The sequence below is a fragment of the Burkholderia sp. FW306-1C-G01B genome (assembly GCF_058781685.1).
The window spans coordinates 231,580-244,074 of record NZ_JBYSWZ010000008.1 but is presented as its reverse complement, the minus strand read 5'-3'; the positions used below and the strand labels follow the sequence as shown (position 1 = coordinate 244,074).

Sequence of the window (12,495 nt, the reverse complement as noted above, 5' to 3'; positions counted from 1 at the left end):
ACGATAATCGCGAGTCCCGATTCGTTCGCCGGAGTCTGACGTTGGCTTTCCGAAACTTTTTCCCTGCACGATGCGCAACGTGGATCGTTGCACTGGCCGCCTGCGCACAAGCGGGCGCGGCCTGGTCCGCCGACGCGACCGCGCCGGTCGCCGGTACGCGTCCGGCGGTCACGAGCCTGAGCGGCGATGCGGCGCCGGCGACATCCGCGTCGGACGCGAGCACGCAAGGTAACGTCGCCGAATTGACGCAGATGCTGCACGACGGCCGGATCGTCGAGATGCGCACGACGTACAACGGCAGCTACGGCGCGAGCCTGATGTTCGATCCGCGCGAGATGACGTACTACGTCGCGCTGTTCCAGGACAAGCATCTGTGGCGCGTGATCCGGTCGCAGGAGAAGAACCGCGCGGAAATGGTGTATGCGAACTTCGTTCAGCAGACCGTGCAGCTCGCGGATATCGAGATTCGCCGTACCGAGCTGCAGGCGCAGAAGGCGTTCCTCGAACGCGTGATCGCGCTGCAGGCGAATCGTGCGCAGCAGTTGCAGGCCGATCTGAGCGTCGCGCGCAGCCAGCAGGCCGAAGTCGTACAGCGGCAAAAGTCGGCCCAGGAGCAGACGCTGGCGCTGCAGGTCGAGAAGCGGGCCGCGCAGATGCAGTTGCGCGATCTGCAGGAGCAGGTGCGGCAACTCGAGAGGCAGACCGAGACGGGGCTGCCCTCGCACAAGTAACGAGTCGTCAAACGGACGGAGAGACGAGCAAAACCCGGCGAAGCGATCTTCGCCGGGTTTTTTATTGAGCGGCCGTCAGTGCGCGAACGCGTCCGGTGTGTCGGTGACGCGACGATGGGACAGTTGCGACGTCCAGTCGAAGCCGGCGGCCGGCGCATGCGCCGCACGGGCAGGCTGCGCGGCGCGCAGCGTATTTGCCATCGCGATCAGCGTGAGCGGATCGTAGAGTGTGTCGCGTGCATCGCGTGTGTCCGTCGAGCGCGGCGGCGGGGCGAGTCGATCGCGGGCGCGAGTGCTGGCTGCATTGCTCAGGACTGGCGGACGTGCAGCCAGTTGCGGCACGGTCGGTATCCGGGCCGGTGCCGCCGTCGTGCGCGTGCCGTTTGTTCGACGCGGCGATGCAGTGGCGGCGCGCTGCATGTCGGACGTTGCCTTTGTGCGAAGCGACGCAGGACGAGGCGCGGCATGGTGCGTGGCCGGTGGCGATTCTGCAGTCTTCGTGACGGGTGTCGCCACCGTGCGCCGTGGTGACGTGTTTGTCGACGTACCGGACTGAACTGCGGCAACTCGCACGGTACCGGTCGATGACGTGGTGTGGTCCGGCGCAATGCCGGCCATCTGGATCGTGGGCGCAGGCTCGAAGCCCGTGGACGGTTCGTGCGCGGCGATCAGCCAGCCGATGATGCCGAACGCGCCGATGCTCCAGCAGATTGCGTACATCGCACGTCGGTCGCGAGAGCCTTGGACGGTGCGTCGGGAGCGTCTGCCGGCAACTGCAGCCGGCGCGACCGGCGCCCCTGCCGGATTCGGTGCTGACGCCGCCACGGGCCATGGCTGCCAGCGGCACGCGCGGTGAGGCCGGTCGACGTCGATGCAGGACGTCGTCAGTGTGGCGAGGCAGTGCTTGCCGGGCCGTGCACCGGGCGCGCCGCGAAAGGTCCATTCGCGGCCGAACGGCGGTACGTGATCGAGCGGAGCGATGCGAGGGCGGGCGAGCGCGCCTTCGACGGGGACGAGGGGCGATGGAGTCATGAGGGCGGTGCGCCGTGCGACACAGGCAACCGTGCCGGCCGCGGCGCGGAAATCTCGTCGCAAATCGTGACATTGTGGTCGGCTGGCGAGAGCCGGTCGATCAGATCAGTCTGATTTTCGCGCCCGTTTCGGGGCGACTCGTACGAGTCGAATGCCGCGACGGCGGCAGCAGGGGCGACACAAGGCAAATGTCGGCTTGGCGTGGCATCATTCGCGGACCATGCCGGTGCGCGCGTCGTCGTGCGGCGCGCCGCCGGCGGGCAGCGATGCCCGTGGGCGCCGGTCCGGCGCCGCGGGCGTCGTCTGATCCATGCGGCGCGGATTCGCGCCATCCGAGCCGAGCGAGAAAAACATGTCCACAGCGTCACACGCCATCGCGCAGGAATCGAAATTCCGCACCGTGTTCCGGGTCGTCAGCGGCAACTTCCTGGAAATGTACGACTTCATGGTCTACGGGTATTACGCGTCGGCCATCGCGAAAACCTACTTCCCGAGCGGCAACGCATTCGCGTCGCTGATGCTGTCGCTGTCGGTATTCGGCGCGGGCTTCCTGATGCGGCCGGTCGGTGCGATCGTGCTCGGCGCGTACATCGACCATCACGGCCGCCGCAAGGGGCTGATCCTGACGCTCGGGCTGATGGCGCTCGGTACGCTCACGGTGGCCTCGATACCTGGCTACGCGACGATCGGCGTGCTCGCGCCGGTGCTCGTGCTGCTCGGCCGGCTGCTGCAGGGTTTCTCGGCGGGCGTCGAACTCGGCGGCGTGTCGGTCTACCTGTCGGAGATCGCGACGAAGGGCCACAAGGGGTTCTATACGTCGTGGCAGTCGGGCAGCCAGCAGGTGGCCGTCGTGTTCGCCGCGTTCGTCGGCGTGCTGCTGAATCGCGCGCTGCCGGTCGACGAGATGACCGCGTGGGGCTGGCGCATTCCGTTCCTGATCGGCTGCCTGATCGTGCCGTTCCTGTTCCTGATCCGTCGTTCGCTGAAGGAAACGGACGAGTTTCTCGCGAAGCGCCACCGCCCGTCGATGGGCGAGATCATGCGCTCGATGCTCGACAACTGGGGCGTCGTGGTTGCCGGCATGGGGATGGTGATCATGACGACGGTGTCGTTCTACATGATCACCGCGTACACGCCGACCTTCGGCAAGGAAGTGCTGCACCTGTCGTCGCTCGACGCGCTCGTCGTGACTGTCTGCGTCGGCATCTCGAACCTCGTGTGGCTGCCGTTGTCCGGCGCGCTGTCCGACCGTATCGGCCGCCGCCCGGTGCTGATCGCGTTCACGGTGCTGACGCTGCTGTCGGCTTACCCGGCCGTGCTGTGGCTCGTCGGCGATCCGTCGTTCCTGCGGCTGCTTGCGGTCGAGCTGTGGCTGTCGTTCCTGTACGCGTCGTACAACGGTGCGATGGTCGTCGCGCTGACCGAAGTGATGCCGGCCGACGTGCGCACGGCCGGCTTCTCGCTCGCGTACAGCCTGGCGACGACGATCGGCGGCTTCACGCCGGCGATCTCGACGCTGCTGATCCACCAGACGGGCAACAAGGCGGCGCCGGGGCTGTGGCTGAGCGTGGCCGCGATTTGCGGGCTGATTGCAACGCTCGTGCTGTACCGCACGCCCGACGCGCGCAATCAGTACAAGGCGGCCTGACAGGCGCTCGTACATTGCACATCGCGCGGCGCCGGCCGCATGCATTGCATCGAAAAAAAGGGAGCGCAGCACGCTCCTTTTTTCGTCTTCGTTCAGGCGTCGCGCAGCTTGTCGGCGACCATGGCCGCCACGTCGAGCCACGCTCCCGGCGCGGGCTGGCGGGCGATCCTGGCCTGCGGATACCACGGGCAGTCGTCGCCGGTGAACCAGCGCCAGTCGGGTGCGAACGGCAGCATGACCCACAGCGGCTTGCCGAGCGCGCCCGCGAGGTGCGCGACAGCCGTATCGATCGTGACGACGCCGTCGAGCCGCTCGATCAGCGCGGCCGTATCGGCGAAGTCGTTCAGCCGTCCGTCGAGGCGATGCACGCGCGGATGCGCGTCGATGCGCGCACGTTCGTCGTCGTCGAGCGCGGGCTGCAGCACGATCCAGTCGATGTCCGGCAGCGCGAGCAGCGGCGCGAGCGCGTCGAACGGCATCGAACGGTTTTCCTGTGCCTGGCGGCGCCCCGACCACGCGAGGCCGAACTTGCGTTTCGACTGCCCGCCGAGCGAGCCGCGAAACCGCCGGCGAGCGCTTTCGGGCGCGTCGAGGTAGCGCGAGCCGCCGACGATGTCCGCCGGCTGAAGCCCGAGCAGGAACGGCAGGCTCATCAGCGTGCAGGCGACGTCCGCAGCCGGCGGTTTCGCGGCGCTTTGCGCGATGAGCGTCACGCGCCAGCGCGATGCGGCAGGCGCCAGCAGCGGCACGAGTTCCGGCTGGACTTCGAGCACGACGCACGCGCAGCGTGCGCGGGCAAGCGGCACGAAGCGGACGAACTGCAGCGTGTCGCCGAACCCCTGTTCCGCGCGGATCAGCAGCGTGCGCGACGCAATCGGCTCGCCCTGCCAGCGCGGCAGCGTGCCGAGCGGGATCGCGCCCGGCGTCTCGTGGCGCGCTTCGTACGCGGGCAGGCCGCGCGTGAAGTCGCCGAGCGTCAGCAGCGTGACTGCGCGGTGCAGCCGCGCGAGCGTGAGATCGGGTTCTACGCGCAACGCCTGGTCGAATGCGCGCAGCGCCATCTCGTGCGCGCAGAGCGCGTGATGCGCGTTGCCGAGGTTCAGCCACGCCAGGCTGAACGACGGATCGAGACCGACGGCGCGCTCGTAGTAGGGCAGTGCGTCGCGGTGGCGTGCCTGCGCGCACAGTGCGTTCGCGAGCCCGAACAGCGCGAGCGGAAACGGCGGATGCAGCGCGAGCGCGGCTTCGAACGCGGCGGCCGCCTCGGCATGCCGGCCGACCGCATCGAACGTGTTGCCGAGATTGAAATGCGCGGCGACGAAGCGCGGCTGCGCGGCGATCGCGGCCTGGAAGTGCGCGATCGCGTCGTCGGCGCGGCCCATCGCGTTCAGCGCCATCGCGAGGTTGTTGTGTGCGCCCGCATGCCCGGGCCGCAGCTCGAGCGCGCGCCGGAACGCTGCGAGCGCGTCGTCGTGGCGGCCGAGCGCGTTCAGCGCGTTGCCGAGATTGTTGTGGATCGATGCGTCGTCGGGCGTGAGCCGGAGCGCGCGGCCGAACGCGTCGATCGCATCCTCGTGGCGCTGCAGTGCCGCATACGCGTTGCCGAGGTTGTAGTGCGCGAGCGGAAATTCGGGCGCGAGCGTCAGCGCGTTGCGAAAGCGGTCGATCGCTTCGTCGAGCCGGCCGAGCGCTTTCAGCGCGTTGCCGAGATTGAGCTGCAGCGCGGCATCGTCCGGACGCAGCGCGACGGCGCGGCCGACGAGATCGGCCGCCTCGGCGTGCTGGCCCTGCTGGTGCCGCAGCACGCCGAACAGATGCAGCGCGTCTGCGTCGGCGGGGTTGGTGGCGAGCGCGGCGCGATAGCCGTGCTCAGCCTCGGCGAGGCGGCCCGCGCGGTGTGCTGCATACGCTCGGTCGAATGCGGAATCCATGACGCGAAAACTGGCGGAAAGCGCGTATTTTCCCACACCGCGCATGGGTGCCGCGTGTCGACCGGTCGGCATATGGCCCCGTCACGCGGAGCGGCGTAGACTTGCAGGGTCGCGTGTCATCGAGGTTCTCATGGCTGACACACTGCCCGATATCCCGCCCGTGCTGATCGTCGGCGCGGGGCCGACCGGCCTTGCCGCGGCGATGAGCCTCGCGCGGGCCCGCGTGCCGGTGCGCATCATCGACCGCCTCGCCGCGCCCGCGCCGTATTCGCGCGCGATCGGCATCCAGGCACGCACGCTCGAACTGCTGGAGCAGCATCGCGCGGTCGAGCCGTTTCTCGCGCTCGGCCATCGCGCGCATGCGGCCGCGCTGCATGCCGGCGGCCGCGTGATCGCGCGGCTCGATTTCGATCCGCTGCAAACGCGCTACCCGTATCTGCTGTTTCTCGACCAGAGCATTACCGAGCGGCTGCTCGCCGAGCACCTGGCCGGGTTCGGCGTGACGGTCGAGCGTGGCGCGACGCTGACCGCGTGCGACGCAGGCGGCACGTCGCTCGACGTGACGATCCGTTGCGCCGACGGCCGCGACGAATCGTTCGCGCCGTCGTACCTGATCGCTGCCGACGGTGCGCACAGCACGGTCAGGCATCTGCTCGGCCTGGGCTTCACCGGGCAGGCGTTCGAACAGACTTTCCTGCTCGCCGATTTCGCGGCGATACCCGACTGGCCGGACGAAGAGATCCACCTGTTCACGACGCCCGAAGGCATGGCGGGCCTGTTTCCGATGGGCGGCGGCCGTTACCGGCTCGTTGCCGACCGGCCGCCCGGCAGCGATGCGTCGCCCGATGCGCCGACCCCGTCGCTCGCGGAATGCGAGGCGATCGTGCGCGCACGCGTTGGCGCGTCGATCTCGCCGAGCGATCTCGCGTGGTCGTCCTATTTCCACCTGCAGAGCCGCATGGTCGACCGGCTGCGTCACGGCCGCGTATTCTTCGCGGGCGACGCAGCGCACGTCCACAGCCCGGCCGGCGCGCAGGGCATGAACACCGGCATCCAGGAAGCGTTCAATCTCGGCTGGAAGCTTGCGCGCGTGCTCGGTGCGGGCACGCCCGAACGGCTGCTCGACACGTATCACGCCGAGCGCCATCCGATCGAGCGCGACGTGTTGCGGCAGACCGGCTTCATTACGCAGATCGTCGAGGCGGATCGCGGCGCGATGAAGCTGCTGCGCGATCATGTCGTGCCGCTGCTGGTGTCGTTCGGGCCGATGCGCGACGCGGTGCGGCGCACGGTCAGCGAGCTCGGCGTGCAGTACCGGAAGAGTCCGCTTACGCTGGAGCGTGTGCTCGACGGCGGTCCGCGTGCGGGCGAGCGGGCGCCCGACGCATTCGTGCACGTGCTCGACGGCCCGCTCGGTCAGGCGCCCGGAACGGCGCGGCTATACGATCTGCACGATCCGGCGAGCTTCACGCTGCTACTGCTCGAAGAGCCGGTGAATGCAGACACCGGCGCTGCGCCGCCGATGGCGGCCGATGCGCAGGCGCTCGTGCAGGGGCTCGAACGGATCATGCCGGGCGCTGTGCGCGTGTGGCGGGTCACCGATATCGAAGGCGACGGTGCCGCCGGGCTGGCACAGGAATACGGCCGCTCGCGGCCGTCGTTCTACCTGCTGCGGCCCGACGGGTATGTCGCCGCGCGCGGGCGCACGGCGACCGACGCGAACGGGCTGCTGCGCCACTGCGAAAACTGGTTCGCGGGCATGTCGGTGTCCGGGTAGCGGTGCGTTCAGGCGGTCGCGGGAGCAGGAACGAGCGACGCGCGGTGCGCGGCGATCGCATCGCGCACGATCGGTGCCGCGCGTTGCGCGCCTTCGCCCGACGGATCGTCGAGCGCGGCGAGCAACGCGCGGCGCATCCGCGGCTCCCAGAAGCGCCGGATATGCTCGGCGATACCGGTCAGCGCTTCGTCGCGATCGGGCATCGATTCGAAGAATGCGCCGATCTGGTTGGCCATGTCGATCAGGTGGTCGTTGTCCATCGAAGCCTCACTTGCCTGTCGTCACGGTGTCGGGCGTGCTCGCGCGGCGCTCGAGCAGGTCGATCTGCTCCGCGTTGAAGCGCGCGTATGCACGCTGCCATTCGGACGGCTGCGCAACCGGCAGCACCTGCACGGCCGTCACCTTGTATTCAGGGCAGTTCGTCGCCCAGTCGGAGCTTTCCGTCGTGATCACGTTCGCGCCCGATTCGGGGAAGTGGAATGTCGTGTACACGACGCCCGGCTGCATGCGTTCCGTCACGAGCGCGCGCAGCACCGTCTGCCCGGCACGCGATTCGATGCCGACCCAGTCGCCGGTCCGGATGCCGCGATCCTGCGCGTCGTGCGGGTGGATCTCGAGGCGATCCTCTTCATGCCACCGGACGTTTTCGGTCCGGCGCGTCTGCGCGCCGACGTTGTATTGCGACAGGATGCGGCCCGTCGTCAGGATCAGCGGATAGCGCTGCGTGACCTTTTCCGGCGTCGGAATGAACTTGGTGATCACGAACCGGCCCTTGCCGCGTACGAATTCGTCTATGTGCATCGTCGGCGTGCCTTCCGGCGCGTGCTCGTTGCACGGCCACTGGATGCTGCCGAGCGCGTCGAGCTTCTCGTACGATACGCCGGAGAAGGTCGGCGTGAGCCGCGCGATCTCGTCCATGATTTCCGACGGATGCGTGTAATGCATGTCGTAACCGAGCGCCTGCGACAGCAGCAGCGTCACTTCCCAGTCAGCGTAGCCCGCGAGCGGCGGCATCACCTTGCGCACGCGCGAGATGCGGCGCTCCGCGTTCGTGAACGTGCCGTCCTTCTCGAGGAACGTCGAGCCCGGCAGCAGCACGTGCGCATATTTCGCGGTCTCGTTGAGGAAGATGTCCTGCACGACGATGCACTCCATTGCCGACAGCGCGGCCGACACGTGCTGCGTGTTCGGGTCCGACTGGACGATGTCCTCGCCCTGGCAGTAGAGCCCCTTGAAACTGCCGTCGAGCGCCGCGTCGAACATGTTCGGGATGCGCAGCCCCGGTTCCGGCTGCAGCTTGGCCGACCACGCCTGTTCGAACTGCGTGCGCACGATCTCGTCACTGATGTGCCGGTAGCCGGGCAGTTCGTGCGGGAACGAGCCCATGTCGCACGAACCCTGCACGTTGTTCTGGCCGCGCAGCGGATTGACGCCGACGCCTTCGCGGCCGATGTTGCCGGTCGCCATCGCGAGGTTCGCGATGCCCATCACCGTCGTCGAGCCCTGCGCGTGTTCGGTCACGCCCAGCCCGTAATAGATCGCGGCATTGCCGCCCGTTGCGTAGAGGCGCGCGGCGGCGCGTACCAGCTCGGCCGGCACGCCGGTCACGTCGGCGGTTGCCTCGGGCGAATTGTCGGGGCGCGACACGAAGTCGCGCCATTGCTCGAACGCGCGCGTCTCGCAGCGCTCGGCGACGAATGCGTCGGCAACAAGCCCTTCGGTGACGATCACGTGCGCGAGCGCGTTGACGATCGCGACGTTGGTGCCGGGGCGCAGTTGCAGGTGATGCGTGGCCTTCACGTGCGGGCCGTCGACGACATCGATGCGGCGCGGGTCGATCACGATCAGCTTCGCGCCGTCGCGAACGCGCCGCTTCAGCCGCGAGCCGAACACCGGGTGGCCGTCGGTCGGGTTCGCACCCATCACGACGATCACGTCGGCCTGGTCGACCGATGCGAACGTCTGCGTGCCGGCCGATTCGCCGAGCGTCGTCTTGAGGCCATAGCCGGTCGGCGAATGGCACACGCGCGCGCAGGTGTCGACGTTGTTGTTGCCGAACGCGGCACGCACGAGCTTCTGCACGAGGTAGGTTTCCTCGTTCGTGCAGCGCGACGACGTGATGCCGCCGATCGAATCGCGGCCGTATTTCTGCTGCAGCTTGCGGAATTGCGTCGCCGCGTAGGTGAGCGCTTCGTCCCAGCTTACTTCGCGCCACGGGTCGGTGATCTTCTCGCGGATCATCGGCTTCGTGATGCGGTCCTTGTGCGTCGCGTAGCCCCACGCGAAGCGTCCCTTCACGCACGCGTGGCCCTCGTTCGCGAGGCCGTTCTTGTTCGGCGTCATGCGCACGACCTGCGTGCCCTTCATCTCGGCCTTGAACGAGCAGCCGACGCCGCAGTACGCGCAGGTCGTGACGACCGAGTGTTCGGCTTGCCCGAGCTGCACGACGGATTTCTCCTGCAGCGTGGCCGTCGGGCATGCGGCGACGCAGGCGCCGCACGACACGCATTCCGACGCCATGAACGATTCGCTTTCGCCGGCGGCGACGCGCGATTCGAAGCCGCGCGCGGCGATCGTCAGCGCGAACGTGCCCTGGGTTTCCTCGCACGCGCGCACGCAGCGGTTGCAGACAATGCACTTCGACGGGTCGTACGTGAAGTAGGGGTTCGATTCGTCCTTGCGGTCGTTGAGGTGATTCGCGCCATCGAAGCCGTAGCGCACTTCGCGCAGCCCGACGACCCCCGCCATGTCCTGCAGCTCGCAGTCGCCGTTGGCGGGGCAGGTGAGGCAGTCGAGCGGATGGTCGGAGATGTACAGCTCCATCACGTTGCGGCGCAGCGACTGCAGCCGGTCCGACTGCGTGCGCACCTTCATGCCCGCTTCGGCCGGCGTCGTGCACGAGGCCGGATAACCGCGCCGGCCTTCGATCTCGACGAGGCACAGCCGGCACGAGCCGAACGGCTCGAGCGAATCGGTCGCGCAGAGCTTCGGGACGTTGACGCCGGCTTCGATCGCCGCGCGCATCACCGACGTGCCGGCCGGTACCGTCACCGGCTGGCCGTCGATTTCGAGCGTGACGTCGGTATCAGCATGGCGTTGCGGCGTGCCGTAGTCGGTATCGTCGAACGGGTCGCGGGCGCGCGCCTGTGCGGCGCTCTTGCACGCGCATTGGCCCGAGCCGCAGCCGCCTTGGCGGACGTTGTTCGTGTCGAGGGACATGCAGGGCTCCTTCTGGGTCAGGCCGCAGCCTTGACCGGGCTCGACGCGGCATCCTTGCCGCCAGCGAGCCCGAAATCTTCGGGGAAATGGTCGAGCGCGGACAGCACCGGGTAGGGCGTCATCCCGCCCATCGCGCACAGCGAACCGGCCAGCATCGTGTCGCACAGATCGCGCAGCAGCGTGACCTGCCGCTCCGACGTGTCGCCGTGGCGGATGCGCGCGATCGTCTCGACGCCGCGCGTCGAACCGATCCGGCACGGCGTGCACTTGCCGCACGATTCGATCGCACAGAACTTCATCGCATATTCGGCAAGCTCGGCGAGGTTCGACGTGTCGTCGTGCAGCACGATGCCGCCGTGGCCGACCACCGCGCCGATCGCCGTATACGCCTCGTAATCGAGCGGCACATCCCACTGATGGTCGGGCAGGTAGGTGCCGAGCGGGCCGCCGACCTGCGCGGCGCGTGCCGGCCGACCGCTTGCCGTGCCGCCGCCGAAGTCGAACAGCAGCTCGCGCAGCGTGACGCCGAACGCGAGTTCGACGAGGCCGCCGTGACGGAGGTTGCCGGCCAGCTGGAACGGCAGCGTGCCGCGCGAGCGGCCCATGCCGAAATCGCGATAGAACGCGGCGCCGCGCGCGAAGATCACGGGTGCCGTCGCGAGCGTGATCACGTTGTTGATCACGGTCGGCTGACCGAACAGGCCGGCGAGCGCTGGCAGCGGCGGCTTCGCGCGCACGACGCCGCGCTTGCCCTCGAGCGATTCGAGCAGCGCCGTTTCCTCGCCGCACACGTACGAGCCCGCGCCTTTCGCGACGTGCAGCTCGAATGCATGCGCGGAGCCGAGCACGCGTTCGCCGAGCCAGCCGGCCTCGCGCGCGCGGACGATCGCGGCTTCGAGCGTCGCGATCGCGTGCGGGTATTCGCTGCGCACGTAGATGTAGCCGACCGTCGCGCCCGTTGCGATGCCCGCGATGATCATCCCTTCGATCAGGCAGTACGGATCGCATTCCATCATCAGGCGGTCGGAGAACGTGCCCGAATCACCTTCGTCCGCATTGCAGACGATGTACTTCTGCGTGGCGCTCGCGTGCCGGACCGTGCGCCACTTGATGCCGGCCGGGAACGCCGCGCCGCCGCGGCCGCGCAGCCCCGATTCGATCAGCGTTTCGCACGCGGCATCGCCGTCGAGCGCGAGTGCGTTCTTCAGGCCGGCGAGGCCTTCATGCTGCAGGTAGTCGTCGATCGACAGCGGATCGGTCAGGCCGATGCGCGCGAACGTGAGGCGCTGCTGGCGCGCGAGATAGGGGTGCGCGTCGACGATGCCGACGCCGCTCGGATGCGCACCGCCTTCGAGCCAGTTTGCATCGAACAGGGCCGGCACGTCGGCGGCCGACAGGTTCGCATAGCCGATGCGTCCGGCGGCCGTACCGACCTCGACGAGCGGCTCGAGCCACAGCAGCCCGCGCGAGCCGTTGCGGACCAGTTCGATCGCGACGCCGCGCCGTTCGGCTTCCGCGACGATCGCGGCGGCGAGCGCGTCGGCGCCGAGGGCCAGCGCGGACGAATCGCGCGGGACGTAGATGCGGGTCGTCATGCGGCCTCCGGCGTGTGGGCGAGAGCATCGGCCAGCAGCGCGTCGAATTTCTCCGGCGTGACCTTCGCATGCAGCACGCCGTTGACCGTCAGCGACGGCGACTGCGCGCACAGTCCGAGACAGTAGACCGATTCGAGCGCGACGGCGTCCGGCGCGTGCGCATCCGCGGCATCGCCGTGCGCTGCGTCGAACCGGCAGCCCGTGCGGGCTTCGGCGTGCGCGGCGAGCGTTTCGCAGCCCATGCTGCGGCACGCTTCGGCGCGGCACATCTGGATCGTCACGTGCGCGGGCGGCGCGGTGCGGAAGTGGTGATAGTAGGTCAGTACGCCGTGCACTTCCGCGCGCGACAGGTTCAGCGCCCTGGCGAGCGGCGCGACGCAGCCCGGCGGCACGTAGCCCGCGTCGTCCTGGATCGCATGCAGGATCGCGACCAGCGACCGGCCGGCGCGCGCATGGCGCTCGACGAGCGCGTCGGGCGCATGGGAATTCGGGGACATCGGTTATGCTCCTCCAAAGTCTCATATGCGCTCGAAATTCATATAGTGCGCATCGTGACTTCGTT

Annotated in this window: 9 protein-coding genes; 3 read left to right on the top strand and 6 right to left on the bottom strand. The window is 68.5% G+C overall.

Annotated elements, in window-relative coordinates; all coding sequences use genetic code 11:
* Nucleotides 1-41: 41 nt before the first annotated feature.
* A complete protein-coding gene (locus tag AC3WLY_RS18090) occupies nucleotides 42-731 on the top strand; it encodes a DUF2968 domain-containing protein (RefSeq protein WP_175963696.1) in 690 nt (229 codons plus the stop codon).
* A 75-nt stretch (nucleotides 732-806) separates the two neighbouring features.
* On the opposite strand, the gene AC3WLY_RS18085 is transcribed toward AC3WLY_RS18090, so the two are convergent.
* On the bottom strand, nucleotides 807-932 hold the full coding sequence (locus tag AC3WLY_RS18085; protein WP_425130265.1) for a hypothetical protein: 126 nt from the start codon (nucleotides 930-932) through the stop codon (nucleotides 807-809).
* A gap of 1,183 nt (nucleotides 933-2,115) precedes the next feature.
* Here AC3WLY_RS18085 and AC3WLY_RS18080 point away from each other — a divergent pair.
* Nucleotides 2,116-3,411, top strand: a complete 1,296-nt coding sequence (locus AC3WLY_RS18080; protein WP_310137090.1) for an MFS transporter — start codon at nucleotides 2,116-2,118, stop codon at nucleotides 3,409-3,411.
* A gap of 92 nt (nucleotides 3,412-3,503) precedes the next feature.
* Here the strand turns inward: AC3WLY_RS18080 and AC3WLY_RS18075 are convergent, their stop codons facing one another.
* Nucleotides 3,504-5,342, bottom strand: coding sequence for a tetratricopeptide repeat protein (locus tag AC3WLY_RS18075; RefSeq protein WP_492309623.1), 1,839 nt, complete (start codon nucleotides 5,340-5,342; stop codon nucleotides 3,504-3,506).
* 130 nt (nucleotides 5,343-5,472) lie between these two features.
* Here AC3WLY_RS18075 and AC3WLY_RS18070 point away from each other — a divergent pair, with 130 nt between their 5' ends.
* Entirely contained in the window at nucleotides 5,473-7,119 is a 1,647-nt protein-coding gene (locus AC3WLY_RS18070; protein ID WP_310137088.1) for an FAD-dependent monooxygenase, read from the top strand.
* 8 nt (nucleotides 7,120-7,127) lie between these two features.
* Here the strand turns inward: AC3WLY_RS18070 and AC3WLY_RS18065 are convergent, their stop codons facing one another.
* The 4 genes from AC3WLY_RS18065 to AC3WLY_RS18050 are packed head-to-tail and all read right to left on the bottom strand — an operon-like array spanning nucleotide 7,128 to nucleotide 12,430.
* Nucleotides 7,128-7,379, bottom strand: a complete 252-nt coding sequence (locus AC3WLY_RS18065; protein WP_034183014.1) for a formate dehydrogenase subunit delta — start codon at nucleotides 7,377-7,379, stop codon at nucleotides 7,128-7,130.
* A gap of 7 nt (nucleotides 7,380-7,386) precedes the next feature.
* Nucleotides 7,387-10,338, bottom strand: coding sequence for a formate dehydrogenase subunit alpha (fdhF, locus tag AC3WLY_RS18060; protein ID WP_310137085.1), 2,952 nt, complete (start codon nucleotides 10,336-10,338; stop codon nucleotides 7,387-7,389).
* 17 nt (nucleotides 10,339-10,355) lie between these two features.
* Entirely contained in the window at nucleotides 10,356-11,933 is a 1,578-nt protein-coding gene (locus AC3WLY_RS18055; RefSeq protein WP_425130267.1) for a formate dehydrogenase beta subunit, read from the bottom strand.
* Entirely contained in the window at nucleotides 11,930-12,430 is a 501-nt protein-coding gene (locus tag AC3WLY_RS18050) for an NAD(P)H-dependent oxidoreductase subunit E (protein ID WP_492309622.1), read from the bottom strand. Before AC3WLY_RS18050 ends, AC3WLY_RS18055 begins: the two co-directional genes overlap by 4 nt.
* Nucleotides 12,431-12,495 lie beyond the last annotated feature (65 nt).